Here is a 25809-nt window from a genome sequence, read left to right as displayed (position 1 = left end):
TGACAGGCACGGCCCTTTTTCGGTAGGTCAACCAATATGAGTACGTAAGGCGTGCTTACAGCACGGTGCACACTTCATCGAAGGAGAAGCGGTCGCCACGTGGGAACAGGGCGCTGGCATCGCCATAGCCTAAGTTGCACAGGAAGTTGCTCTTCACTTTACCGTCTGGGAAGAACTCTTCATCCACCGCGGCGTTATTGAAGCCCGACATAGGGCCTGCATCCAAACCAAGCGCACGGGCCGCTAAAATCAAATAGCCGCCTTGAATAGAGCTATTGCGGAACGCCGTAGAGTGAATGAAGTCCGGTTTGCCTTCAAACAGCGATTTGGCGTCTTTGTTATGGGCAAACATACGCGGCAGGTGCTCGTAAAACTCGGTATCAAAACCAATCACTGCCACCACCGGGGCTTTCATGGTTTTTTCCTGATTACCTGGCAAAAGCGCTGGCTTCAGGCGTTCCTTGGCTTCGTCAGTGGTCAGGAAAATAATCCGCGATGGTTGGCAGTTCATTGAGGTGGGACCGAAATGCATCAGGTTATACAGTTCGCGCAGCGTTTCCTCGCTCACCTCACGGTCCTGCCAAACGTTATGAGTGCGCGCTTCTGTGAATAGGGTGGCCATCGCTGCTTGATTAATCGTTGTCATGGTGTTGCCTCTTTCGGTTTAACCCGCTCAGTAGGAGCCAGGCGTTCAGGGTGAGTCGTTCAGGCTGTCTTTAAGCCGAAGTCGTACTGAAAATAACGGTAAGGAGTGTCCATCTGCCGGCCATCGGGCGCCTGCCCCGCTGGCTTTTGCACGAACTCCTTCACCAAGGAGTCCTTCACGCCAAATACCGCGTCAGAGTCGAGGTAGGGGTCGTATTCCGCGAAGATTTGGGTCACCAGGGTTTCGTAGCCCGGTGCCATCAGCATGAAATGCACATGGGCGGGGCGATAAGGATGACGACCAGTAATCTCAAGCATTTTGCCAACCGGCCCATCGGTCGGGATGGGATAAGGAGACGGCGTTACCGTCCAGAAGGCGTAGCGGCCCTGGTTGTCAGTGTGGAAACGGGCGCGCAATGAGGCGCTTTCAAGCTCTGGCTTTTGAACGTCATAAAAGCCTTCGCTGTCCGACTGCCAAACGTCGATGGCAACATTCGCCAATGGTTTGCCATGCGCGTCGTGCACGTAACCTTCGATGAACAGTGGCTCCCCTTCAACGCCCCAGTTAATGGCATCGCCCTGGTTGGCCTGGGGAGGGTCAGCGACGTAAAAAGGCCCTAACACGGTGCTTTCGGTAATCTTAGGGTCGCTGCTTGCGTGGTTAATCGCATCCACCAGCATGGTGACACCCAGGGTGTCAGACAGCAGGATAAACTCCTGGCGTTCGTCGTCGCACATTTGCCCTGCACGGGTGAGAAACTCAATCGCCTGAGTCCACTCTTTCTCGGTGGGCTTCACCTCGCGTAGATAGGCATGCAGGTGTTTGACCAAGCCATTGAGCAGCGTTTTCAGCCGTTCATCTTCACAGCGTGAAAACTCATCCATCACGGCGGCGGTAATATTGTCGGTGGTGAGATTACGCATGTGTGTGCCCTCCCTGCGTGACTGGCGAAGGTTCACCCAACCCTGATAGGCGCTCGGTATGATGCACGGTGGCGATATAGTCATCGTTACCATGCCCGGTGGCGATCAGGGCGGTGTAAGCTTCGCGCATTTGCGCTGCTAGCGGGGTCGAGACCCCAGTGCCGTGGGCGCAGTCGAGGATAAGATCAAGATCTTTGGCCATCTGCGCGGCGGAAAACGTCGAGGTAAAATCCCGCGCTAACAGGGGCGGTACCTTGTACTTCACCATGGGGGAGCCCACCGCGCTGTCAGAGATCAGCGCCAACATAGCGTCCCACTCAATATTTCCTTTACGTGCCAGTGTCAGCGCTTCACTCATCATCCCGGCACTGACGGCAATCATCAGGTTGATGGCCAGTTTGGCCACCCGGGCCTGCTCTTCGTAGCCCAGCCAATACTGCGCTTTGGTAAACGCTGCAAATACGGGTTTGGCCGCTTCCAGCGCTTCTCGTGGGCCGGAAACCATCGCGGAAAGCGTGCCCGCCTCTGCCGCGACGGGGTTACCGGATACCGGGCTGCGCAGATAGACCACACCGTGAGCCGTTGCCGCCTCAGCCACTCGCGCAGAGGCTTCCACACTCACCGTGCTTGTCTCAATCAAGGTGCTGCCGGGCAACATGTGACGAATCAGCTCGCCAGACTCAAGGCACAGACTGATCAATGCGCGGTCGTCGGGGATGGAGACAAACACCAAGTCGCAACCGGCCACGGCCTCTGCCAGCGTTTGATGGGGTGTCACTCCGATCTCTGCAGCAAGAGCAAGGCGCTGCGCCGATAGATCAAAGCCTTGAACAGGAGTGCCGGATTGAATGATACGAGCAGCCATCGGCAAACCCAGTTTACCCAAGCCTACCCACGCCACTTTGAGGGTCGTTGAAGGCGTTGCAGAAGCGGTTGTCATGGGGTGACCTCCTGTGTTGATTGCGCTTCACGCGCCAGCAGTTCGGCGTGAATGCGGTGGCCGGATTTGGCCAGCTCAGCGATGCCCTGCTGAGTCTCAATTAGCAGACGGCCGCCACGTTTTTTGAACTGCCCGGCCACCATCACGCTGTCGACGTTGGCAAGGCTGGTTTGCATGACCACCGTAGAAACTGGGTCGTTCACCGGCTGCATGTTGAGCTGGTTGCTATCCAGCAGCACTATGTCGGCCTGCTTACCCGGCGTGAGGCTGCCAATACGGTCATCAAGACCCAATGCTTTTGCTCCATCGAGGGTGATCCAGCCCAGCGCTTCCCTGGTGGTAATGGTGGAGGTATCGGGGATCTTGCCCTGCTCACGGCGGGAGGCGTCGTTATCAAGAGCGCGCTGCATACCTAGCGCTGCCCGGGCGACGCTGAACATGTCTCCGGAGAGCACCGATTCGAGATCCACACCCAAAGACACCACGCCGCCGTTCTTACGAACGAGCCCGGTCACCGGGAAACCGTGGCCTTGGGTCATCTCGTTTTCAGGGGCAATGGAGAACGTCACACCGCTGGCGCAGAACCGGGACATTTGGCCTTCGTCCAAACTTTGGCCATGCACAATGTTGATATCAGGGCCTAACAGGTCACGCGCTTCCACTTCGTCCCAGGCACCGGGGGCCACTGCTTCACCGCCGCCCTGGTGCATCGAGGCGACCAGGCCAAACTCTTTGGCCAAAGCAAAATCCTGCAGCGTCACCTCTAGGGTTGAGTAGTGAGGGCCAAGAATGGCCATGCCTAAGGTGACAAGCCCTTCTGGGTTTGCCAGCTCGCCGTTCAGCAGGCGCTCTATCTCATGGCGGGGATGGGGAATTTCACTGAAGTGCGGCTGGCCAGGTTGAGGGTCGGGCTTAGGCGAGCCGTGCAGAAACAGCGCGCGAATGCCTGATTCCTTGAGCCCTTTCACAGCGGCATCGGTGTGCTCCGGGGTCGGGTTGTTATGGCACCAATCACCCAGCGTGGTGGTACCGCAATTCAGCTGGTTAATCGCACCCATCCGGGTGGCAATGTGGATATCCTCGGGCGTAAATAGCTCCGCAAGGCCACGGTGAACATGGCGAAAATACTCCAGCAGCGTCCAGTTGGCGGCAACGCCGCGCAGGCCGGTCTGCCAAGTATGCATATGGGCATTCACCAACCCGGGAATCAGGATACCGCCGCTGCAGTCGATCACCTCGGCTGCGTGTGCCTTGGGGTGATCGGTCAGGTCATGCCCCACGGCGACGATACGATCACCCTCGATCAGTACCTGGCCATCGCTCAGCTCGCCCAACTGCGGGTCCATGGTGACAATCGTGGCGTTAACAAACAGCGTGTTCATTGGCCACCTCCACTCTCCGCCTGCGGCCGTTTCCCCGACTGAGCATCACTGAGCAAACGGTGAATACCCTTGGCTTCCACATCGCGTGGGTTCCAGTAAGGGTTGCGGGTCGCAATCTCCGTAGCCCGATCTACATCGTCTACGCTAAAGCCTAGTTCGGAGAGTGCGCTTGGGGCTCCGACGGCACGCCCTAAATCGTAAAGGCCAGCCGCCGCGTCATCACAGCCCAGCGCACGCCCAATACGCGCCATCGCTTCCGGCACCGCTGGCGCGTTATAGGCCAGCGCATAAGGCAGCACAATGGTGTGCGTTTCCGCATGGGGAAGGTTGAAAGAGCCGCCGAGGGTATGGCACAGCTTGTGATGCAGCGACATGCCCACCGAGCCCAGGCAAGTGCCGCACAGCCAAGCGCCGTAGAGCGCATCAGAGCGCGCTTCCACATAGGTAGGGTCGTTGGCAATTACCGGCAGGCTGCGCGCCAGCGCCGCAATCCCCTCCTCTGCCATCAGCGCAATCACCGGATTGCAGTCGCGGGCGTAAAGCGCCTCTACCGCATGGGCAATCGCGTTAATCCCGCTGGTGCCTGACATCACTGCTGGCAGCGTTAGGGTCAGGTCAACGTCATAAATGACCGTTTCCGGCAGTACGTCCAGGGTGCGCTGGGTGGTTTTGATGCCGTCGCTCGTTTCACCCAGGATCGGCGTCATTTCTGAGCCAGCATAAGTGGTGGGTATCGCGATCTGAGGCAAGCCAGTACGTAAGGCAATCGCTTTACCCAAGCCAATCGTTGAACCGCCACCGATGGCCACCGTGCAGTCTACGTTGAGCTCTTGGACCACCTGTAGAGCATGTTTGGTCACCTCGACCGGCGTATGCATCACAGCATCCGCATAAACACCCACGCCTTTATCGCCCAGCAGTTCTAGTACGCGTTTTGCCTGCTCGTGCTGCTGAGACGTGGCTAACACTAGGGCGCGTGAACAGCCGAGATGTTCAAGCTCTTCTCTCAGCTGAGCCAGCGTACCTTGGCCAAATACCACCCGGGATGGCAGGCCATCATAAACAAAAGGTTGCATAAAACATTCCTTAGTCGTTTGAAGTGGGCTGTGTGCTCTCTTCTCTCTAGAAAGCACATCCGTCGCAGCAGGTGAGCTAGCTCGCCTGCGCCTGCTTTCCCATACCGGTAATCGCTTGCACTAACTCGTCCTCGCTGACGTTGTCACCATCGAACTCAGCGGTGACGCGGCCGTCATACATCGCGATAATGCGGTTACTCAGGCCCAGGACCTCGGGCATTTCTGAGGAGATCACCAGCACGGCGTAGCCAGATTTAGCCAAGTCTTTGACGAGCGTGTGGATTTCGGACTTGGAGCCGACGTCAATACCCCGCGTTGGCTCATCGAGTATGAGCAGCTTAGGGTATGTATGCAGCCACTTGCCGATGACGATCTTCTGCTGATTCCCGCCGCTTAAATTGCCGACCTTTTGGCGCCAGCTGGGGGTTTTGATTTTCATGGCCTGGTGATACTTGTCGTAGACTTCGCGCTCTTTTGCACTAGTCATAAACCCCAGTGACGACACGCTGGAGAGGCTGGCCAATGTCATGTTGTCACGACAGTTCATGCCCAGAATCAGGCCCTGATCTTTGCGGTCTTCCGGTACTAACGCGACGCCGCTCACCACCGCATCGTGGGAGTTACGAAAATTCACCACCTCACCATCAAGCACGACGTCACCAGCCGAAGGTTTACGCAGGCCAAAGATGGTTTCTGCCACTTCTGAGCGGCCCGCGCCTACCAGTCCGTACATGCCGACAATCTCGCCCTTACGAACGTTAAAGCTGACATCTTCAAAGACTCGCTTCACTGACAGGTTGCGGACTTCCAGCATGTTGCCGCCGAAATCACTGGGTTTGCTGGCATGATCAAGCTCTAAACTGCGGCCGATCATCATCCGTGTGATTTCATCTTCGTTGGTATCAGCGGTGTTGACCGTACCGGTGTACTCGCCGTCTCGCAGCACTGAAATGCGGTGTGATAGATGGAAAATCTCATCCATGCGGTGCGAGATATACACAATGCCCACTCCCTGCTCACATAACGAATTGATCACGTCATAGAGCACCGGCTTTTCGTGGTCGGTAAGCGATGCCGTGGGCTCGTCAAACACCACCACGCGAGGGGTAAACGCCAGCGCACGGCCAATCTCTACCATTTGCTTCTTAGCAATGGATAACGAACCCACAATGTCGTCGTGTTCAAAACCGCACTTTAGCGTCGCCAGAATCGCGTTGGTGTCTTCCCGCAGCTTTCGCCAATCCACGCGATTGAACGACTTTCTGGGCAGGCTGCCGAGAAAGATGTTTTCAGCAACCGTCATTTCAGAGACCAGCGACTGCTCCTGATGGATCAGAACGACCCCCGCACGTTTGGCATGCTTGGGATTCTCAAAGGCCATTTCCTGGCCGCCTAGAATAATCTTACCTTCGTTGGCCTGGTGCTTACCGGCCAGCACTTTCATCAGGGTCGATTTGCCAGCCCCGTTCTCACCCAGCAAGGCATGTACCTCACCGGGGCGAACGTCAAAATCAACGTTATTGAGCGCGACCACACCGGGGAATCGTTTCGTGATGCCTTTAAGTTCCAGGATGGGTGCCACATCAATGGGCTGACGTGATTGCGTTGAAGAGGCGTTCATATCCGCACCTCCTTGGCCGAGGGTGCATTAAGCTTCTTATCAATGATCAGAACAGAGATGAGAATCGCGCCGAGAATAACGAGTACGTAAAAAGCGGGCACCTGCATCAAGTTCATGCCGTTGCGCAGAATACCGATGGCCAGTACGCCGCCTAGCGTGCCGACAATGCTGCCGTAGCCACCCGTTAACTTCGTGCCGCCCAGCACTACCGCCGTGATCACCCAAAGCTCGTAATCTCGGCCTAGATTAGGCGTGGCGGCCCCCATTTGACTGGCAAGCAGCACACCCGCGAGTGCCGCGAAAAACCCTACGGTGATGAAGTTAATCATCATGTGACGACCTAGACGGATACCCGCATCAATCGATGCTTCAGGGTTACCACCTACGGCAAAGGTGTTGCGACCGTGCCCTGTACGGGTCAGCACTAAGTGCATAATGAGCGTGCACACCAAGAAGATGATCGCCAGTGTCGGCATGGGGCCTACCGTGCTCATGCCGAAATCAGAGAACGCAAAGTTCATGGCATAAAACGACTGCTCACCGGTGTAGAGGAAGATTAAACCGCGAACCCCCAGCATCGCCCCTAGCGTTACGATGAAAGCGTTCACGCCTGTTTTCCAAACGATTAAGCCATTCAGTGCCCCTAACAACATGCCAGAGCCAAGCGCAGCCAAGATGGCGAACGTCATACTGAACTCTTGAAGACCTACCACCAGAGAAGCGGCCAGCCCAAGCGTTGCGCCCACCGATAGATCAATGTTGCCGTTGATCATGACCAGCGTCATGCCAAGTGCAATCAGGCCAATCGTCGAGGTTTGAACCAAAATATTGGTAATATTCCCCCATGACAGAAAATACTCTGACATGAAGCTGAAGAAGATAAAGATGGCGATCACGAACACCCAAATAGGCTGGATAATCGTTTTACCTCGGAAGAAACCTTTAATAGACATCATGTGTACTCCTCCGCGTTATGAGTGGGTTGTCAGCAAGCGTTTACGCTTATTGGCAAGATCCAGCCATACCGCCAAGATGATGATGACCCAGGTCACTATCCACTGGATGTAATAGGGGTAGCCCATCAAGAGCAGTCCATTTTGGATAAACCCTAAGATCAATACCCCCACCACCGTTTTCCAAATGCTGCCCGCGCCACCCAGTAAGCTAGTGCCGCCAAGAATGATGCCGGCCAACACCAGTAGCTCGTACCCCTGCCCTACGTTGTTTTGCGAGCCCATCACTCGCGAACCAAGAACAAGTGCTGCACAGGCCACACAGAAGGCTGAAATCAGGTAGGTGCTAAAGACGCACCAGTTTTTACGAATTCCAGAGTAAACGGCGGCCATCGGGTTACCACCGACGGCAAAAATGCGGCGGCCGTAACCGGTGTAAGACATTACGACTTGAACCAAAATGGCCAACACTACGAAGAGCAATATGGGAACGGCAATGCCGCCGATATAGCCTCGGCCAAAGAACGCGAACCAAGTGCCTTCTTGATTGGCGATATCAACGTTCTGACCACCGCTGTAAATCAGCACAAAACCTTGTATGGCCGACAGCATGGCGAGCGTCACGATGAGCGAGTTAAGGCGCAAAAAGCCAATTAATACGCCGTTCACGGCACCAATCATGAGCGTTAATACGAACATGATGAGAATGGCATTTGTTGGGCCGACCTTATCGTGCAGATCCACCACCAATACCGTCGAGAATGACAGCATCGAACCCACCGAAAGATCCAAATTCCCGCCGATAATGACGACCGTTACCCCGACCGCAATAATGCCAATAATGGAAGCCTGTCGAACCACCGTCATAATGTTCGACTGAGAAAGAAACTGCTCAGAGAACAGCGAAAAAACGAACATGCCAATCAGAAAAAATATCAGAATTCCCTGGGCCGAGAGGAAGCTCATAACGCTTGCCTTGCTGAGCCTTTCTGGCGATATCCTTGATTTGGATTGTTGTGCAGAAGCCATGCTATTCACCTGTAAAAATCACTTTGGAAAGCGCTGATGAGCGCAATGGACAACCCGGTTATCCATTGCCTCTTTCAGCGCTGCCCAGCGCAGGAAACCTGTCGTCAGGTTGATACTGCTCCTCGGCGCAGGCACTTAACGCGCCATACGCCAGACAGCACGCTTCACCTAAAAAACGGGGCGGTCGAACTCGCTGAGGTTGTCAGCCGTGATTTTGGGGGTTTCGAAGAAGTTCATTTTAGGAACCTCTTCACCGGCCAATACATCCAGGGCCGTTTGCAGGGCGGCTTCTGCATCGTCAACAGGTGACTGATAAATAGAGCCGTAGTACTCGCCACGCTCAATGGCATCGTAGCCAACGGCGAAGTTAGTGGCGCCAATGAAGATAATCTCGTCTGCCCGGTCAGCGCCCTTCACGGCGTTGAGTGCGCCAACACCCATGTTGTCATCCCCCGAATAGACCCCATCGATACGGTCGTATTTCGTCAGGAAGTCTTCCATGACGCGCTGGGCACGCTCTCGGTTCCAGTTGCCTGGCTGCGTTTCCAACAGCTCCACTCCAGGGCAAACTTCCGCCAGACGATCTTCAAAACCAGCCGCCCGCTCTATCGCCGTGGTATACCCAGGCTGGCCGGCAATTTGCACAATCTGGCCTTCGCCACCGAGGGCATCGCACATCATTTCAGCAGAGGAAATACCCTGCTGAACGTTATCCGGCCCAGAGAAAGCGGAGATAAACTCCATGCCCGCTTCAGCGATTTTAGAGTTGGTCACCACAACAGGAATGCCAGCGCTATGTGCTTGGCGAATCGCAGGGATGACCGCTTGGCCATTGGTTGGCCAAATAATGATGGCATCGACACGCTGCTGAATCAGGTCCTGCATTTGGCCGATCTGTCGGGCCACATCGCCACCGGCGTCCAGCACCACGACATCTACATTACCTTCACGTTCTGCAGCGGCTTCAAACGCGCTTTCATACGTCGTCTGATAACTATCGACACCCACGTTGTTTTGAGTAATACCTATACGATAAGGGCCTTCGGCGTGCGCTGTCGCAATCGACATCAATGTGGCCGATACAGCAATAGCAGTTTTATTGAACATTTTGTTTCTCCTAGCGTTTTTATTAATTGTTTTTGGCTTACAGACTCGTAAGGCTGTGTTCGGAGCTTACTGCTCGGCTTTGTTAAGGCACAACGCGACCGCCCCACAGAAATGACCAATTTGGTTTTTTTACTGCGCTTCGTTCTGCATCCCTCCAACGATGGCCAACATCCGCTACGCTGGATTAGGGTCACCCGGATGAAGGCAGACTCTCTATAGACAGCTCTTGTACACACCGCCCACTTTGGGTTAATAGTTAATAACCAAGCTAACTTCCTATCTCTACACGGCGGGCTTTACCGGGGCACGCTTCACTCCACAGCGCATTATTTGCATTAAAAACAAAAGGATAATCCACATGCAACATGACCAAAGCTCAACCCCTGTACGTAGAAGCGTTGTTGTTCAAGAGTTCACCAACAGCGTATTAGACCCTAATGCCCCGATGCTGGGACCGGTGGAGAATGGCGGTACCATCATCGCGAACACGGCTCCTGGCTGTTGGGGGCCGATGATTACACCCCGTTTGCGTGGCGGACATGAAGTGACCACCCCAGTGTTTATCGAGGGTGCAGAGGTGGGCGATGGCGTGGCGATACGGATACGCGAGATTACCATCACCTCAATTGCGACGGCCTCCGGGCACGATAGTTCACCGGAAGGCTTTTGCCTTGGCGACCCCTACGTGGCAGCGCGCTGCCCTACCTGCGACACCGTGTGGCCTGAAACGCACATCGAAGGTATCGGGCAAGATGCTGTGAGATGTGATGTGTGCAACAACCCCGTCAAACCCTTCGAGATTGTGCATGGCTATACCATCACGTTTGACGACACGCGCACCGTTGGCCTCACTGTGCCCAGCGATGTCGCCGCCACGTTTGCACAGCGTGCTGACCACTATTCGGCGCTACCCGACGGCAGCAAGCAGCACTCTATTCTTAACTATGCGCCTTCTGATATGCCGGGCACGCTCATTCGCACACGCCCGTTTATGGGCCAGCTAGGTACGTGCCCTTCCATGCCGATGCCGGATAGCCACAACGCCGGAGATTTCGGCGCGTTTCTGGTAGGCGCGCCCCATAAGTACGCGATCACACCCGAGCAGTTAGCAGAGCACAAAACCGATGGCCATATGGACATTGATGCCGTACGTGCAGGTGCCATCATTATTGCGCCAGTGAAGGTGCCAGGCGCGGGCGTTTATATGGGTGATATGCACGCAGGCCAGGGCGATGGTGAAATTGCCGGACACACCATGGACGTTGCCGGCAGCGTTACCCTACAGGTGGAAGTCGTCAAACACTACCCGTTAGATGGCCCAGTACTCTTTCCGCTACTGGAAGATTTGCCACCCCTAGCCAAACCGTTCAGCGCCTCGGAAAAGGCCAAAGGACAACGGCTTGCGGAAAAATGGGGCGTTTCTCATATTGAGCCGCTAGCGCCTATTTCGGTGGTTGGCACCGCCGCCAACCTGAACGACGCTATCGAAAACGGCCTGGAACGGGCAGCCAAACTGCTGAAGTTGAGCGTAGCGGAGGTCCGCAACCGAGCCACCGTTAACGGCGCCATTGAAATTGGCCGGGCACCGGGCGTTATTCAGGTGACGTTTTTAGCGCCTCTCGCGAAGCTTGACGAGGTGGGACTGGGAGATTTTGCCAGGGAGCAATACGACTTATAGGTTAACCAGTAATCACTCCGAAAATTTTAATTATTTTTTATTGTTTGAGCTACTCTATAGCGGTCAGCCAAGCTTCAAAGCGAGGGCAAGCTGCCCTCGCCTCCTGCAAACCATCTTCTAAAGTCACTGGATCGTGGAATTTTTTATCATACTGAGGGGCAATCGCTTTGATACGCCGAGAAGGACAGGTGTCATAACCATCGTTGAATAATTCAGCTCCTCCATATTGATCAACTACTCGACGGATCTACTCACCCAAGTCATTGATACCAAAGACATTTTATGCATTCTCAGGTACTACGAGCACTAGCGCTTCAAATTCATACTGCTGAACGTATGGAGTAAATTGATGGCGTTTATCGGCTAGCACCAAATCGTTGACCGCTGCCTCTAAAGCTTCAACACTCCCCTCTGGGCGTTTGTGAAACCCGTAAAAATCGTAAAACGTGGTCACATGGTCAAACATCGCAAGCAGCTTGCTAAGCTCTTTTTGTTCAACTCGCTCCAGCGAAACACGCCCTTGCATATCAATGGAGTAAGCAAATACTTAGCTATGAGCAATTGCAGGAGCCAATACTCTCGTCACAAACTCACACTCCGTTGCCCTTTCAACGCTAATGCCCAATCGGATCATGCTGGTGTACCTCCCAGCAATTTTTTCTCCCAGAGATCTCCTAAGCGATAGTCTTCTAACCATGCTGCTAGCGAGCTTGCCTCTAAGCGTTTCAAGGTAGAGCGATTTTGGTGATGCTCAACAGCGACCACATCGTCAGCGCCAACCTCATTAGCCAGCGATACTGACTGAGTAGAGATAATAATCTGGGTCGATTGGCTAACCAGCCTATAGATTCGGCTATCAAACCGCCGCCCTGCCGATACAGCAGCGCGAACTGCCTACCGGTTTCTTCGTTCTCCAGCAACGGCATGCTTAGCTTCCCGTGATCGTTCATAGCATCTAACACGGCATCGGTGACGCGTTTAGGGAATAAGCCGTGCATTACCTGAGCTTCCTTATGCTCAATGCGCTTGGTAAGACGATAGCTATCAAGTTCGAGCTCACTGATATCAATAGGATCTACTCGCTAGGCTTTTTACGAACACCTAGGCAATACGCTCAGCGGCGGTTTTCAACAGCCGTTCGGTGGTCTCCCAACTGACGCAAGCATCGGTGACCGAGACGCCGTAACGTAGCGCGTTGGGCGCAAGCGCTTGCTTGCCTTCGAACAGGTGACTCTCCAGCATCAGCGCTACCAGGTTGGTATCCCCTGCTTGGCGCTGGGCCAATACATCCAGCATCACTTCGCTTTGGCGGCGGTGGTCTTTACGGGCGTTAGCGTGGCTGCAATCCACCATCAAGCGGGGATTCTGGCCCGCATCGCGCAGCGTATTCACCGCTGCACGCACATGGTGCGCTTGATAGTTGGGTTCGCCGTGGCCGCCGCGCAGCACCACATGGGTATGCGGATTGCCCGCGGTCTCTTGCATCACCGGGCGTCCCTGGCTGTCCATAGCGAAGCGCTGATGGGAGTGGGCGGCGGCCTGCATGGCATCAATTGCCACCTGCACGTCGCCGCTAGTGGCATTCTTGAAGCCTACGGCGGCGCTCAAGTCGCTGGCCAGCTCCCGGTGTAGCTGGGATTCCGTGGTACGTGCGCCAATCGCTACCCAACTCAGCAGATCATCCAGGTACGGCGCCAACATAGGCTGTAGCAGCTCAGTAGCCACCGGCAGGCCGCGGGATGCAACAGCGTGCATCAGCACACGGGAGAGCGATATACCTCGTGGCATATCGCCACTACCATCTAGGTCAGGGTCGTAGGCAAGGCCTTTCCAGCCTACCGTAGTGCGCGGCTTTTCAACGTAAACCCGCATCACCGGTAAAATTTGCTCGCTTACCTCATCGCTGAGCGCCGCTAGCCGGTCGGCGTACTCTAAGGCAGCATCTGGATCGTGGATGGAACATGGGCCAACGACCACTAACAACCGGTTATCCTGGCCATTGAGAATATGCTGTACCGCTTGGCGCTGTTCGGCAATTTGTGCGCCGAGGGCGCTATTAACCGCTACTCTGCGACGAAGCTCGGCGGGTAGCGGTAGCGCGGTGGCAGACATAAGCGTTGAGACCTGGGTAAGTGAAGAGCAGGTAGGATTGATAGGGGCGTTCATAGGATTAACTCTCCGAATTCGTATGGCATAAAACGTGACATCGCATCATCAACTTGCCACCCAGGTGGGCACGATCGGAGGTGGCAGCTTGCACCGACCGCGCGTCGCTAAATCGCCAGCCATAGCCATAACCGGTGTAGCGGATGGCATTTGGGCGAGCGATTGAGTGGGCGCGATAAGACATGGTGCAGCTCCTTAATAATCTACCTATGAAAAATGAGTGTTACTAAAACGAAAGAAGCCTCGGTGGAGTTACCCACCGAGGCTTCTTTGCATGCGGCAGGCAACCAGAGCGGTGTGCCTGTTGGCGCGACGCTAGGCGTCGGCCAGGGGCACACCGTGGCTAAACCAATACGCTGCATAGTTAAAGCTGCAGGAAACACCAACGCCCGCGCAGGCATCGGCCACCGTTTCCGGTTTGGCGTGAATGCGCTGTGAAGGGCTGCCGTATGGCATGAGTGCTTCCTCGATCTAAGATATTGCTTACTTACTTTACTGACCTAATCCTGCCTGCCTGAGCGCTAAATGGCAACTAGCAATTAACGGGGAGAGGTCAATTTTCTAGCGCTGGACTTAGCTGAATGCCTGAATCCAGCCAATGGTAGCCGGTAGTGCGCTCATGCCTACCAATACTACGGTACCCAGAATAATCGGTAGAATGCCTGAGTCGTCTTTAAAGTTGTCGTCGTGATGGGCCATGACAGCCTCCTCATTATTAGTAGTAACGGCGAACGCCGTGCGTCAGGGAGTGGTCGGCCATTTTAGTGAGGCCGGGGAGCATAGGCAAATACATCCGAGAACATTCGCTCACTGCTGACCCCAAGTCGCTCCAGCACGTCCACGCAGGCATACACCATGCCCGGCGAGCCAGAGAGGTAGATATCGCAGTCACTAGGAGCCACCGGAGAGTTGGAAAGCTCGCTCTCTATCACCAAGTCAACACGCCCCTGATGATGAGCAATGCGCTCACCCGCCGCCAGCGGCTCGGTCAGCGGAAACTCGGTCACCGCATGAAACGTAACGTTGTCATATTGTTGCGCCCACTCGCAGGCAAGGTCTTCTGCGTAGAGATCACGATGTTCACGATTAGCCCACCACAGTGAAATGGGCCGCTTTGGTTGATCCCGGAGTACCGCTTCAACAATCGCCTTCATTTGGGCAAAGCCAGTGCCTGCCGCAACTAGCAGCAGCGGCCGCTCGCTTTGGGTATCCAGCACACAATCACCGCTGGGCAGGCGTACCGTTAGCTGGTTGGCCACCTGTAGCAGCTGGCGCAGCCGCTGGGAATTATCACGCTCAGGCCAGTGCTGGATTTGTAGCTCCAAGGTGCCATCGCCACGGTCACAGCTGGCAATCGAAAACGGCACCCAGGTAGACTCATCCAGCTTGACCTCAAGGTATTGGCCAGGAGCGTGCTGCATTGCTTCAGCGCGCCCGGCGAGCGTAACTTTGAACACGTCAGGATTAAGATCCTCAACGGCAGTGACCTGGCAAGTTAGCGTTTTACACGTTAACGTCCTAGCGCTCATGAAAGCCTCTTTGTAGAAAGTCGTTCGGACCACACTGCCGATTAGCCGTGGCGCGGCGTGGGTAACGGGATATCAATGCCCAGCTCATCCCAGCGTTCGTCGACGCGGGTTTTCACCGCCTCGTCCATGACAATGGGCGTGCCCCACTCCCGGTCGGTTTCACCGGGCCACTTATTCGTTGCATCCAGTCCCATCTTGGAGCCCAGGCCCGATATCGGCGAGGCAAAGTCGAGGTAGTCGATAGGCGTATTTTCCACCATCACAGTATCCCGCGCCGGATCCATGCGCGTGGTGATCGCCCACATCACGTCTTCCCAATTACGAGCATCCACATCGTCGTCTAACACAATGACAAATTTGGTGTACATAAACTGGCGCAGGAAGCTCCAGACCCCCATCATCACGCGCTTGGCGTGGCCGGGGTACTGCTTCTTCATGGTCACTACCGCCATGCGGTAGGAGCAGCCTTCCGGCGGTAGATAGAAGTCGACAATCTCAGGGAACTGCTTGCACAGAATGGGCACGAACACTTCGTTGAGCGCTACGCCTAAAATGGCAGGCTCATCGGGTGGTCGACCGGTATAGGTGGAGTGATAGATCGCATCGCGACGCATGGTCATCCGCGTCACAGTAAAGACTGGGAAATGATCCACTTCGTTATAGTAACCGGTATGGTCGCCAAACGGCCCTTCAGGTGCCATATCATCCGGATAGATGAAGCCTTCCAGAATAATTTCGCTGGACGCTGGAACTTCCAGGTCCGCATGGCCGCACTTCACCAGCTCGGTGCGGGAGCCGCGCAGCAGGCCCGCAAATGCATACTCGGAGAGCGAATCGGGCACCGGTGTGACCGCGCCTAAGATGGTTGCTGGGTCAGCGCCTAGAGCCACTGCCACGGGGAAAGGTTCACCGGGATGGGCTTTTTGAAACTCAAGAAAATCCAGGGCCCCACCGCGGTGGGAAAGCCAGCGCATAATCAGGCGATTTTTGCCGATTTTCTGCTGACGATAGATCCCCAGATTCTGGCGCTTTTTGTGGGGGCCTTTGGTAATCACCAGTGGCCAAGTAACCAGCGGCGCCGCATCGCCAGGCCAGCAGTGCTGAATCGGTAGGCGGCCAAGATCTACCTCATCACCTTCATAAACGACTTCCTGCACAGGCGCTCGCTTGACGCTTTTGGGTCCCATGCTCAGCACTTGCTTGAAGATCGGCAGCTTATCCCAGGCATCTTTCAAGCCTTTGGGCGGGTCTGGCTCTTTTAAGAAGGCCAGCAGCTTACCTACTTCACGCAGCGCTTCTACCGACTCCTGCCCCATACCCAGCGCCACCCGTTTCGGCGTGCCGAACAGGTTGCCCAGCAGCGGCATATCGTGACCCTTCACATTTTCAAACAGCAGTGCAGGGCCACCGGCACGCAGCGTGCGGTCGCAGATTTCGGTAATTTCTAGATAAGGATCAACCTCTGCTTTAATTCGCTTTAGCTCGCCCTGGGCTTCAAGCGCCGCAATAAAGTCGCGCAAGTCGTTATACTTCAAAGCACTCTCCTCAACCCGGCTGTCAGACGCTGCTCTTGCCAGCGCAGCCGCAATGCAGCGCCTTAGCGGCGCTTCATTGCCTCAAAGAATTCCAGGTTCGTCTTGGTGTCTTTCAGACGATCAATCAAGAACTCGGTCGCTGCGGTATCTTCCATCGGGTTAAGTAGCTTGCGCAGAATCCACATACGCTGCATTTCTTCTTCGGACGCCAGCAGGTCTTCGCGACGCGTACCGCTGCGGCGAATGTTGATCGCAGGGAAGACGCGTTTCTCAGCCAGCTTGCGGTCAAGGTGCGCTTCCATGTTACCTGTGCCCTTGAACTCTTCGAAGATAACCTCGTCCATTTTCGAGCCGGTATCCACCAGCGCGGTGGCGATTATCGTCAGGCTACCGCCCTCTTCGATGTTACGCGCCGCACCAAAGAAGCGTTTCGGCTTCTCCAGGGCATGGGCATCCACACCACCGGTCAGCACCTTACCGGAGCTAGGTACCACGGTATTGTAGGCACGCGCCAGTCGGGTGATGGAGTCGAGCAGAATCACCACGTCTTTTTTGTGCTCAACCAAGCGCTTGGCTTTCTCGATGACCATTTCGGCCACCTGAACGTGGCGGGCAGGCGGTTCGTCGAAGGTAGAAGCAACCACTTCACCGCGCACGGTGCGGGACATCTCGGTCACTTCCTCCGGGCGCTCATCGATCAATAGCACGATCAGATGGCACTCGGGGTTATTACGCGTGATGGAGGTAGCAATGTTCTGCAGCATCAGCGTCTTACCCGCTTTCGGCGGAGACACCAGCAGGCCGCGCTGGCCCTTACCAATCGGTGCGGTCAGATCAATGATCCGAGCGGTTAAGTCTTCGGTAGACCCGTTGCCGATCTCCATGCGTAGACGGTCGTCCGGGAACAGCGGCGTTAAGTTCTCAAAGAGAATCTTATGCTTGGCGTTTTCCGGGCGGTCAAAGTTGATCTGGCTAACCTTGAGCAGCGCAAAGTAGCGCTCACCCTCTTTGGGCGGGCGGATTTTGCCGGAAATGGAATCGCCTTTGCGCAGATTGAAACGACGAATCTGTGAAGGCGATACGTAGATATCGTCCGGTCCGGCGAGATACGAGCTGTCGGCGCTACGCAGGAAGCCGAAGCCATCCTGGAGAATTTCCAGCACACCGTCGCCATAAATATCCTCGCCGCTTTTAGCGTGTTTCTTGAGGATGGCGAAAATGATGTCCTGCTTGCGCGAACGGGCTAAGTTGTCGATACCCATTTCGCGGGCGATATCGAGCAGCTCGGGAACGGTTTTTTGCTTGAGTTCAGTGAGATTCATCGGTGTGTTAGAAAATTGCTCATGAAAGCTAGGCGCCAGGCGCCGGGAATAAGACAGGAGGCGTGGCCTAAATCATAGGGCTAAGCGCCGAGTGATGCGTTCAGACTCCCATCTAGGCACACGCTCGTAAAAGCTGGGCAGTCGTCGCAACAATGCCTGAAAACATAGAAGTGGCATCACTGACTGCTTAGCATGAGGGTGCAAACAAACTAGTTAATCTGATTGGCACAGAAAAATGCTGTTTCAGCGGGTTATCTGACGACTTGGACATCTGGCTGATGCCATCTGGATACGTACTGCTCGGGGTGCCCGAGTCAGTGCACTTGTTTAGACAACAAGCCAACTCGGATCAAGCCAGTAGCTCGATGGTAGTCAAGCCCCGCGACAAACGCAAGCCTTTGGCAATTGACAATAGTCAGAGGGCACCGCAACCTTGGCATAGCCAATTTGAAGGATAGCTCATGCCCAAGGACATTTCGCTCCCCACTGCCGCGCCCGCCACCGAATTCGAGAGCGGAGAACCGCAGCGCCTAGCCGCCATTGACCTTGGCTCCAATAGCTTTCACCTGCTGGTGGCCAACTACCAAAACGAGCGCTTACAGGTGGTCGCTCGCCTGGGTGAAAAGGTCCAGCTGGCGGCAGGGCTTGATGAAAACGGTTACCTCAGCGAAGCCGCCATGCAGCGCGCGCTAGACTGCCTAGGCCGTTTTGCCCCTTTTTTAGCCGACATTGAAGGACCCAATCTTCGCGTGGTGGGCACCAATGCCCTGCGCGATGCCCACAACAGCCAGACGTTTATCGAACGCGCGGAAGCCCAGCTTGGCCATTCCATCGAAATTATTGCTGGGCGCGAAGAGGCCCGCCTGATCTATTTAGGTGCCGCCCACGCTCTGGCCGAAAGCGGCCGCCGCTTGATTGTCGATATTGGCGGCGGCTCTACCGAGTTTATTATTGGCGAAGCCTTTGAGCCCAAAGCGCTGGAGAGCCTGCGTATGGGCTGCGTTACTTTTACTGGACGCTTTTTTGCCGATGGCGAACTCACCGAAAAGCGTATGCGCCGCGCCGAGTTGGCAGCGCTTTCGGAGCTGGCCAATATCCAGCGCCCCTACCAGCGCCTAGGGTGGGATGATCCGGTCGGCTCCAGCGGCACAATTAAAGCCGCCGCCAATGTGCTGTATGCCTACGGCGACACCCCCCAAGAGGGGGTGATTACCCGCAGTGGCTTGAAAAAACTGCGCGAGCGCCTGTTGAAATGCAAACATCTGGAAAAAGTCGAGCTGGACGGACTCAAACCCGATAGGGCACGAGTATTTCCGGCGGGTATTGCTATTTTGAGCGCCATTTTTGAAGCCTTCGACCTACAACAAATGCGCTTTGCCGATGGTGCGCTGCGTGAAGGCGTGCTCTATGACATGGCGGGCCGCAACAGCGCCGAAGATACCCGCTCAAAAACCCTAGATATGCTCAAGCGCGTGTATGACGTGGATACCCGCCAAGCCGATAACGTAGCCGAAACCGCCAAGCGCCTGTTTGCCGTAGTGAAACATCCATGGGGATTAACCACCGAGCAGGGTCACTTCCTCAGCTGGGCAAGCCATGTGCATGAGATTGGGCTGGCGATCTCCCACAGCCAGTTCCACCGCCACGGCGCTTACCTGTTAGAGCACTCGGACCTAGCCGGTTTTTCACGTCCCGAGCAACGCTTGCTGGCGTTCTTAGTGCGCGCCCACCGGCGCAAATTCCCGCTCAAGGAGTGGCAGGCACTGCCTGCCTCCCAACAGCCGAGTGCGGCAAAACTCGCCCGCTTGCTACGCTTAGCTGTACTGATTAACCATTCGCGGCCAGAAGGTGCTCCCGCGCTGCCCAGGGTTGAAGCCGATAGCAGCGACGACGCGTTAACCCTTACTCTACCCCCCAGCGATGAGCCCACGTTGCTCAGTACGGACTTAGAGCAGGAGCAAGCCTATATGGCTAGCGCAGGCTTTACGCTGAATCTGGATACTTAATCCTAGCCGGTATGAAACACTACCCCTGCCGCCTGCCACAGCACGTTGGCAGGTGGCTGGAGTGCCCCTAAGCAGTGCTCTCCCGCCATCACGACGATTAACCGTTCCCGTTCCCAGGGGGGCAATGCCCGCTCTTGCAGCAAGCGTTTTAGGTCGCGTCGGCCACGCCCAGGCAGCACGAGCACTTCCCCGCCTTGTCGCCAGCGTAGGATCACCGGCGCTGCCGAGGAGGAGTCGCGCTCTAAACGAAGCTGCAACGCACCCAGCGGCGTCGGCACACCCGGCTCTCCGTTCCAGGTCGTTTGCCAGTCGGGCTGTGTTGGCAGTGGTGCCATAAGATAAAGTCTGCGCCGCCACACCCGTGCCTGGGTTCCGGGCCACTCCACCAGTACCTGGGCATCCTGGGCGGCGGTGAGCTGGCCAAGCAGGCTGGCGAGGCGCACCTGGGGCGGGGTGGGCAGCCCTAGCTGCTGGCAGAGCGTGCGAATCAGCAGCCGCTGGCGAGGAGGCGGCAACTCCGCCAGCGCCGCCGCGTCTAGGCAGCCGGCGCCAAGTGCCAGCGTTGCCAACTCCTCGGCAGCATAGCTCGCCAGGAGCGCGTCGGCCTCACCGGCTAAGCCCGCGCTTTGCGCCAGCGAGCGCACCGCACCTGGCCAGCGCTGGGTCAGCGTTGGCAGCACTTCGTGGCGCAGCCGGTTACGATCCAGAGCGATATCTTGGTTGGTAGGGTCTTCACACCAGCGAAGCGCCATGGCGTGGGCTGCATCCGCCAAGGTTTGACGGCTGACGCTAAGCCAGGGGCGTAGGAGCGTAATGCCCTGCCACTCACGCCGGTACGGCATCCCCGCCAGCCCGCGAATCCCGCTGCCGCGCAGCGCTGCCAACAACAGGGTTTCCGCTTGATCATCTTGATGCTGGGCCAGCCACAGCGCATCACCCGGCGCCACATGCTGTGCAAAGGCCGCGTAGCGGGCACGCCGTGCCGCGCCCTCTACCCCTTCGCCCTGCACCTCAACCGCCACACGCTCGATGGCCAACGGTACGCCCAAGTGCTGGCATAGCTGCTGGCAGTGGGTTTCAAACTCACTTGCTGCTGCCTGTAGGCCGTGATTTACATGCAGGGCGCGCAGGGGGCGGCCACTGGTGTGGCAAGCCTCGGCGGCAAGCGTCAGCAACAGCGACGAATCCAGGCCACCGGAAAGGGCAACCCAAACGCAACGCCCCGGCGGGGTTTCCGCCAGGGCGTCGTGAAGCAGGCGTAACAGCCGTTTAGGCGGCTGGGGCGCCATAGCTCATTAAGCGCTGGTAGCGGCGCTCAAGCAGGGCATCGCTGTCCAGCGCCTGCAGGCGCTCAAGGCTGGCAGAGAGCGCCTCTTTCACCCGCTTCGCGGTATCCACCGGGTGGCGGTGAGCGCCACCTAGCGGCTCTTTGATGAGCGAGTCCACAAAGCCCAGCTCTTTTAAGCGCTCAGCAGTAATACCCATCGCCTGGGCCGCTTCCGAGGCTTTTTCGGCGCTCTTCCATAGAATGGAGGCGCAGCCTTCCGGCGAAATCACCGAGTAAGTGGAGTACTGCAGCATGTGCAGCTCATCGCACACACCAATGGCCAGCGCTCCGCCGGAGCCGCCTTCGCCCACGACGGTGGAGATGATCGGTGTCTTCAGGCGCGACATCACCGCCAGGTTATAGGCGATCGCTTCCGATTGGCCGCGCTCTTCGGCGTCGATACCCGGGTAGGCCCCTGGGGTGTCGATGAAGGTCAGGATCGGCATCTTGAAGCGCTCGGCCATCTCCATCAGGCGGCAGGCTTTGCGATAGCCTTCCGGACGCGGCATACCGAAGTTACGGCGCACCTTCTCTTTCACATCGCGACCTTTTTGATGGCCAATCACCATCACCGGCGCATCGTTCAAGCGGGCAATACCGCCGACGAGGGCCGCGTCATCCGCAAAGTTACGGTCGCCGTGCAGCTCGTCGAAATCGGTAAAGATGTGCTCCAGATAATCCAGCGTATAGGGGCGCTGGGGGTGCCGCGAGAGCTGGGAAACCTGCCAGGGGGTCAAATCCTTGAAGATGGATTCCGTTAACTTGCGGCTCTTCTCCTCCAGCCGTGAAATCTCATCAGAGAGGTTCACCTGGCTGTCGGAGCCCACCAAACGCAGCTCCTCAATTTTTGCCTGGAGTTCGGCAACGGGCTGTTCAAAATCGAGATAGTTAGGATTCATCGGCTCTGCCTGTAAGCTGCCTATAAAAAATAAGCCTTGTCGAAACGAGCATATTGGGCGCCATTATCGCACCCTGACCCTGCCACGCAAGGCACTGCCCGTTCAATTCAGCGTGAGCGCCTCTCACGGCGCTTGCGCTCTTGTTGATTAACGGTAGCGTAACTGGATGCCCACCTGCCCTTGCACATCGCGCAGAGCGAGCAGCAGGTCATCGCTAGGGGCGACTTTCCACTCTTCCGCCAGCTCCAGCCAGGCGACGGCATCGGGGTGGCGGTATTGAAGGCGCACGGGCAGCCCGCTGTCATCCCGGTACGGTGTCAAACTATCCCGTAGGCTTTCGACCAGCCGCCCGTTGATCTGCCCGGCATCCAGCGCCAGTTCAATGGCCTGGCCGTAGCGCACCCGCGCGGTAACCATCGGCGTCACGTCTTTACCGCGCAGGCGTAGCCCGCCGGAGAAGTCGTCGCTAGAGACTTCGCCCTCTACGATGATGACTTGATCCGACTCAATTTGGCCCCGTAGCTGCTCAAAGAGTTCACCAAATAGCGATGCTTCGATGCGCCCGGTACGATCATCCAGGGTGATAAACGCCATGGTGTCGCCCCGCTTGGACTTCATGGTCCGCATGGCGACCACCAATCCCGCCACCCGCTGCGGCTCCCGGGAGGGCTTCAAGTCGCTAATACGGGTGGAGACAAAGCGCTTTAGCTCGCGCTCGTACTCATCAATGGGGTGCCCGGTCAGGTAGAGTCCCAGGGTGTCTTTTTCACCGGAGAGCCGCTCGCGATCCGTCCACTCGCGCACATGGCGATACTCGGCGTAGACATCGCTAGCCTCTTCCTCGGCAGCAAAGGCATCGCCAAACATATCCATCATGCCCAGGTTCTGGTTGGCGTGGTTCTGCGCGGCGGCTTTCAGCGCGTCTTCCATCGCTGCAAACAGCACCGCTCGGTTGGGCCCCAGGTTGTCCAACGCGCCAGAGCGAATCAGCGCTTCCAAGGTGCGCTTATTCATCCGCTTCGGGTCGATGCGGCGGCAGAAGTCGAACAGGTCTTTAAACGGGCCATCCGCATTACGCGCTTCCACAATGGCACCAATCGGGCCTTCCCCGACGCCTCGGATAGCGCCCAAGCCATACACGACGCGGCCATCGGTATCCACGGTGAACTTGTAGCCCCCCACGTTGACATCCGGCGGCGTCACGGTGAGCTTCAAGTGGCGACACTCTTCGATCAGCGGCACCACTTTGTCCAGGTTGTCCATCTCCGTGGACATCACCGCCGCCATAAACGGCCCCGGATAGTGCGCTTTCAGCCAAGCGGTTTGGTAAGACACCAGCGCGTAGGCTGCTGAGTGCGATTTGTTGAAGCCATAACCGGCAAACTTTTCTACCAGGTCGAAAATGTTGCCCGCCAGGTCTTTATCGATACCGTTGGCCGCGCAGCCCTCCATAAAGCCTGCCCGCTGCTTGGCCATCTCTTCGGGCTTTTTCTTACCCATGGCACGGCGCAGCATATCGGCTTGGCCAAGGGTATACCCCGCCATCACCTGGGCAATCTGCATGACCTGCTCTTGGTAGAGAATGATGCCGTAGGTGGGCGTCAGCACCGGTTTCAGCAGCTCGTGCTGGTAATCCGGGTGTGGATAAGAGACTTCCGCCCGACCATGCTTACGGTTGATGAAGTCATCCACCATGCCCGACTGCAGCGGGCCGGGGCGGAACAGCGCCACCAGGGCGATCATATCGTCCAGGGAGTCGGGCAGCAGGCGCTTGATCAGCTCCTTCATGCCGCGGGATTCGAGCTGGAAGACCGCGGTGGTCTCTGCCCGTTTAAGCATCTCGAAGGTTTTGCCGTCGTCCAGGGGGATGGCGTCGATATTGAGCGGGCCCTGGCCGGCGGCGTCGCGCACCTTGTCCACCATCTCCAGCGCCCAGTCGATGATGGTCAGCGTCCGCAGGCCCAGGAAGTCGAACTTCACCAGCCCGGCGTCCTCGATGTCGTTCTTATCGAACTGTACCACCAAGCCCGAGCCATCTTCGTCGCACAGCAGTGGCGAAAAATCGGTGAGTTTGGTGGGGGCGATCACCACACCGCCCGCGTGCTTACCGGTGCCACGGGTGGTGCCCTCGAGCTTCAGGGCCATTTCCCAGATCTCTTCGGCCTCTTCGTCGTTCTCGATGAACTCTTTGAGGGCCGGTTCCTGCTCGATGGCCTTGGCCAGCGTCATGCCCACTTCAAAGGGGATCAGCTTGGAGAGCTTGTCACCCAGCGAATAGGGCTTGCCTTGGGCTCGGGCCACGTCCCGCACCACCGCCTTGGCGGCCATGGTGCCGAAGGTGACGATCTGGGAAACCGCGTTACGGCCGTATCGGTCGGCCACGTACTCAATGACCTTGTCGCGCTTCTCCATGCAGAAATCGACGTCGAAGTCGGGCATGGAGACACGCTCGGGGTTAAGAAAACGCTCGAACAGCAGGTCGTAGCCGATAGGGTCCAAGTCGGTGATTTTCTGCGCGTAGGCCACCAGAGAACCGGCACCGGAGCCACGCCCCGGCCCCACCGGCACGTTGTTGTCCTTGGCCCACTGGATAAAGTCCATCACGATCAGGAAGTAGCCAGGGAACCCCATCTGAATGATAACGTTGAGTTCGAACTCCAGCCGGTCGCGGTAACGCTGTTCAATCTCGCGAAACGCCTCGCTATCCCGAGGGTACTGTTCGGCGGGAAACAGAAAATCGAGCCGCTCTGTTAGGCCATCGTGGGAAACCTTGCGGAAAAACTCGTCCTGAGTCATGCCTTCGGGAATGCCGAATTCAGGCAGGAAGATCTCCCCAAGCCGCACATCCACACTGCAGCGCTCGGCAATCATCACGCTGTTTTCCAGCGCTTCAGGGATGTCGGCAAACAGCGCTGCCATCTCTTCCGGGCTTTTTAGGTACTGCTCTTCGGTGTAGCGGCGCTCGCGGCGCGGGTCGTCCAGCGCTTTGCCTTCACCAATGGCAACACGGGTCTCGTGGGCCCAGAAGTCTTCGCGCTCCAAAAAGCGCACGTCGTTGGTGGCGACAACCGGCGTGCCGGTCTCAATTGCCAGTTGCACGCTGGCATGCACACAGGCCTCTTCCAGCGGGCGACCGGTGCGGATGAGCTCCAAGTAGAAGCGGTCGGGAAACGCCTGCTGCCACTCCGCCAGCAGTTGGCGCGCTTCGCGCTCGTGCTCGGAGAGCAGGTAACGACCAATTTCGCCTTCGCGCCCACCTGACAGGGCAATCAGCCCGTCACTTTGCGCTAGCACCCACTGCTTATCGAGTATCGCCCGCCCCTGGCGCTGACCGTCGGTCCAGCCCTTGGAGATCAGCTCGGTCAGGTTGCGGTAGCCCACATCGTTCATCGCCAGCAGCGTGATGCGATACGGGTGGGCTTCGTCGTGGGGGTTTGCCAGCCAGAGGTCGCTGCCGATGATCGGCTTCAGCCCGGCGCCCTGGGCAGCTTTGTAGAATTTGACCAAGCCAAACAAGTTGGCTTCATCGGTGAGCGCCAGCGCCGGCATCCCGCGCTCAGCGGTCGTACTGACCAGTGACTTGAGTTTGACCAAGCCATCGACCAGAGAGTATTCACTGTGCAAACGAAGATGAACGAACGGAACCGTCATGGGACTCTCAGCATTAAAC

The 25809-nt window shown here is 56.8% G+C and carries 21 protein-coding genes and 1 pseudogene; 2 read left to right on the top strand and 20 right to left on the bottom strand.

Going from position 1 to position 25809, the window contains the following annotated elements:
* Positions 1-55: 55 nt before the first annotated feature.
* The 9 genes from LG300_RS01985 to LG300_RS01945 all read right to left on the bottom strand — a co-directional run bounded on the left by LG300_RS01985 (position 56) and on the right by LG300_RS01945 (position 9677).
* Positions 56-646, bottom strand: coding sequence for a malonic semialdehyde reductase (locus LG300_RS01985; protein WP_404376741.1), 591 nt, complete (start codon positions 644-646; stop codon positions 56-58).
* Between the two features lie 59 nt (positions 647-705).
* Positions 706-1569 (bottom strand): intradiol ring-cleavage dioxygenase, encoded by an 864-nt coding sequence (locus LG300_RS01980; RefSeq protein WP_404376740.1) that lies wholly within the window; start codon positions 1567-1569, stop codon positions 706-708.
* Positions 1562-2509, bottom strand: a complete 948-nt coding sequence (locus LG300_RS01975; RefSeq protein ID WP_404376739.1) for an NAD(P)-dependent oxidoreductase — start codon at positions 2507-2509, stop codon at positions 1562-1564. Before LG300_RS01975 ends, LG300_RS01980 begins: the two co-directional genes overlap by 8 nt.
* A complete protein-coding gene (locus LG300_RS01970; protein WP_404376738.1) occupies positions 2506-3891 on the bottom strand; it encodes an amidohydrolase family protein in 1386 nt (461 codons plus the stop codon). Before LG300_RS01970 ends, LG300_RS01975 begins: the two co-directional genes overlap by 4 nt.
* Positions 3888-4967 carry a maleylacetate reductase gene (locus tag LG300_RS01965; RefSeq protein WP_404376737.1) on the bottom strand — a complete coding sequence of 360 codons (1080 nt, stop codon included), beginning with the start codon at positions 4965-4967 and terminating at the stop codon, positions 3888-3890. The genes LG300_RS01970 and LG300_RS01965 overlap by 4 nt, the downstream gene beginning before the upstream one ends.
* A gap of 76 nt (positions 4968-5043) precedes the next feature.
* Positions 5044-6588, bottom strand: a complete 1545-nt coding sequence (locus LG300_RS01960; protein ID WP_404376736.1) for a sugar ABC transporter ATP-binding protein — start codon at positions 6586-6588, stop codon at positions 5044-5046.
* Positions 6585-7544: an ABC transporter permease gene (locus LG300_RS01955; protein ID WP_404376735.1), complete on the bottom strand. Its 960-nt coding sequence runs from the start codon at positions 7542-7544 to the stop codon at positions 6585-6587. Before LG300_RS01955 ends, LG300_RS01960 begins: the two co-directional genes overlap by 4 nt.
* A gap of 15 nt (positions 7545-7559) precedes the next feature.
* A complete protein-coding gene (locus LG300_RS01950) occupies positions 7560-8570 on the bottom strand; it encodes an ABC transporter permease (protein WP_404376734.1) in 1011 nt (336 codons plus the stop codon).
* Positions 8571-8738: 168 nt separating this feature from the next.
* Positions 8739-9677 (bottom strand): sugar ABC transporter substrate-binding protein, encoded by a 939-nt coding sequence (locus LG300_RS01945; RefSeq protein ID WP_404376733.1) that lies wholly within the window; start codon positions 9675-9677, stop codon positions 8739-8741.
* Between the two features lie 358 nt (positions 9678-10035).
* On the opposite strand from LG300_RS01945, the gene LG300_RS01940 reads away from it, so the two are divergent.
* Positions 10036-11355 (top strand): acetamidase/formamidase family protein, encoded by a 1320-nt coding sequence (locus tag LG300_RS01940; protein WP_404376732.1) that lies wholly within the window; start codon positions 10036-10038, stop codon positions 11353-11355.
* A 49-nt stretch (positions 11356-11404) separates the two neighbouring features.
* Here the strand turns inward: LG300_RS01940 and LG300_RS01935 are convergent.
* The 8 genes and pseudogenes from LG300_RS01935 to rho form a co-directional block, all read right to left on the bottom strand.
* Positions 11405-11881: pseudogene (locus tag LG300_RS01935) on the bottom strand (DUF4276 family protein).
* A gap of 199 nt (positions 11882-12080) precedes the next feature.
* Positions 12081-12353, bottom strand: coding sequence for a hypothetical protein (locus tag LG300_RS01930; RefSeq protein ID WP_404376731.1), 273 nt, complete (start codon positions 12351-12353; stop codon positions 12081-12083).
* Positions 12354-12456: 103 nt separating this feature from the next.
* Entirely contained in the window at positions 12457-13521 is a 1065-nt protein-coding gene (locus LG300_RS01925) for a 3-deoxy-7-phosphoheptulonate synthase (protein ID WP_404376730.1), read from the bottom strand.
* Between the two features lie 315 nt (positions 13522-13836).
* On the bottom strand, positions 13837-13977 hold the full coding sequence (locus LG300_RS01920) for a hypothetical protein (protein WP_404376729.1): 141 nt from the start codon (positions 13975-13977) through the stop codon (positions 13837-13839).
* A gap of 117 nt (positions 13978-14094) precedes the next feature.
* A complete protein-coding gene (locus tag LG300_RS01915; RefSeq protein ID WP_404376728.1) occupies positions 14095-14220 on the bottom strand; it encodes a hypothetical protein in 126 nt (41 codons plus the stop codon).
* A 62-nt stretch (positions 14221-14282) separates the two neighbouring features.
* Entirely contained in the window at positions 14283-15050 is a 768-nt protein-coding gene (locus LG300_RS01910) for an NAD(P)H-flavin reductase (protein ID WP_404376727.1), read from the bottom strand.
* A 41-nt stretch (positions 15051-15091) separates the two neighbouring features.
* On the bottom strand, positions 15092-16585 hold the full coding sequence (ubiD, locus tag LG300_RS01905) for a 4-hydroxy-3-polyprenylbenzoate decarboxylase (protein ID WP_404376726.1): 1494 nt from the start codon (positions 16583-16585) through the stop codon (positions 15092-15094).
* A 62-nt stretch (positions 16586-16647) separates the two neighbouring features.
* Positions 16648-17907 carry a transcription termination factor Rho gene (rho, locus tag LG300_RS01900; RefSeq protein WP_054640799.1) on the bottom strand — a complete coding sequence of 420 codons (1260 nt, stop codon included), beginning with the start codon at positions 17905-17907 and terminating at the stop codon, positions 16648-16650.
* 461 nt (positions 17908-18368) lie between these two features.
* On the opposite strand from rho, the gene ppx reads away from it, so the two are divergent.
* Positions 18369-19913: an exopolyphosphatase gene (gene ppx / locus LG300_RS01895; RefSeq protein WP_404376725.1), complete on the top strand. Its 1545-nt coding sequence runs from the start codon at positions 18369-18371 to the stop codon at positions 19911-19913.
* Positions 19914-19915: 2 nt separating this feature from the next.
* On the opposite strand, the gene tilS is transcribed toward ppx, so the two are convergent.
* From tilS to dnaE, 3 genes are all read right to left on the bottom strand, one after another.
* Positions 19916-21202: a tRNA lysidine(34) synthetase TilS gene (gene tilS, locus LG300_RS01890; protein ID WP_404376724.1), complete on the bottom strand. Its 1287-nt coding sequence runs from the start codon at positions 21200-21202 to the stop codon at positions 19916-19918.
* The gene (gene accA / locus LG300_RS01885) at positions 21183-22139 is read right to left on the bottom strand and encodes an acetyl-CoA carboxylase carboxyl transferase subunit alpha (RefSeq protein WP_404376723.1); all 957 of its coding nucleotides are present in this window, start codon (positions 22137-22139) and stop codon (positions 21183-21185) included. The genes tilS and accA overlap by 20 nt, the downstream gene beginning before the upstream one ends.
* 147 nt (positions 22140-22286) lie before the next feature.
* The gene (gene dnaE, locus LG300_RS01880; RefSeq protein WP_404376722.1) at positions 22287-25790 is read right to left on the bottom strand and encodes a DNA polymerase III subunit alpha; all 3504 of its coding nucleotides are present in this window, start codon (positions 25788-25790) and stop codon (positions 22287-22289) included.
* Between the last annotated feature and the right edge of the window lie 19 nt (positions 25791-25809).

It is taken from the genome of Vreelandella aquamarina (genome assembly GCF_044805175.1).
Lineage (GTDB): Bacteria > Pseudomonadota > Gammaproteobacteria > Pseudomonadales > Halomonadaceae > Vreelandella > Vreelandella aquamarina_B.
Note: the sequence above shows the minus strand (reverse complement) of the source record. Positions and strands in the feature narration are given on the sequence as shown.

Bases quoted from the DNA above. Each gene is read 5' to 3' on its own strand.
- LG300_RS01975 (WP_404376739.1), bottom strand. From the start codon at position 2,509: ATGACAACCGCTTCTGCAACGCCTTCAACGACCCTCAAAGTGGCGTGG.
- accA (WP_404376723.1), bottom strand. From the start codon at position 22,139: ATGAATCCTAACTATCTCGATTTTGAACAGCCCGTTGCCGAACTCCAG.
- LG300_RS01980 (WP_404376740.1), bottom strand. From the start codon at position 1,569: ATGCGTAATCTCACCACCGACAATATTACCGCCGCCGTGATGGATGAG.
- LG300_RS01965 (WP_404376737.1), bottom strand. From the start codon at position 4,967: ATGCAACCTTTTGTTTATGATGGCCTGCCATCCCGGGTGGTATTTGGC.
- rho (WP_054640799.1), bottom strand. From the start codon at position 17,907: ATGAATCTCACTGAACTCAAGCAAAAAACCGTTCCCGAGCTGCTCGAT.
- LG300_RS01950 (WP_404376734.1), bottom strand. From the start codon at position 8,570: ATGGCTTCTGCACAACAATCCAAATCAAGGATATCGCCAGAAAGGCTC.
- ppx (WP_404376725.1), top strand. From the start codon at position 18,369: ATGCCCAAGGACATTTCGCTCCCCACTGCCGCGCCCGCCACCGAATTC.
- LG300_RS01985 (WP_404376741.1), bottom strand. From the start codon at position 646: ATGACAACGATTAATCAAGCAGCGATGGCCACCCTATTCACAGAAGCG.
- dnaE (WP_404376722.1), bottom strand. From the start codon at position 25,790: ATGACGGTTCCGTTCGTTCATCTTCGTTTGCACAGTGAATACTCTCTG.
- tilS (WP_404376724.1), bottom strand. From the start codon at position 21,202: ATGGCGCCCCAGCCGCCTAAACGGCTGTTACGCCTGCTTCACGACGCC.
- LG300_RS01920 (WP_404376729.1), bottom strand. From the start codon at position 13,977: ATGCCATACGGCAGCCCTTCACAGCGCATTCACGCCAAACCGGAAACG.
- LG300_RS01955 (WP_404376735.1), bottom strand. From the start codon at position 7,544: ATGATGTCTATTAAAGGTTTCTTCCGAGGTAAAACGATTATCCAGCCT.
- LG300_RS01925 (WP_404376730.1), bottom strand. From the start codon at position 13,521: ATGAACGCCCCTATCAATCCTACCTGCTCTTCACTTACCCAGGTCTCA.
- LG300_RS01930 (WP_404376731.1), bottom strand. From the start codon at position 12,353: ATGCACGGCTTATTCCCTAAACGCGTCACCGATGCCGTGTTAGATGCT.
- LG300_RS01945 (WP_404376733.1), bottom strand. From the start codon at position 9,677: ATGTTCAATAAAACTGCTATTGCTGTATCGGCCACATTGATGTCGATT.
- LG300_RS01915 (WP_404376728.1), bottom strand. From the start codon at position 14,220: ATGGCCCATCACGACGACAACTTTAAAGACGACTCAGGCATTCTACCG.
- LG300_RS01940 (WP_404376732.1), top strand. From the start codon at position 10,036: ATGCAACATGACCAAAGCTCAACCCCTGTACGTAGAAGCGTTGTTGTT.
- LG300_RS01910 (WP_404376727.1), bottom strand. From the start codon at position 15,050: ATGAGCGCTAGGACGTTAACGTGTAAAACGCTAACTTGCCAGGTCACT.
- LG300_RS01970 (WP_404376738.1), bottom strand. From the start codon at position 3,891: ATGAACACGCTGTTTGTTAACGCCACGATTGTCACCATGGACCCGCAG.
- LG300_RS01960 (WP_404376736.1), bottom strand. From the start codon at position 6,588: ATGAACGCCTCTTCAACGCAATCACGTCAGCCCATTGATGTGGCACCC.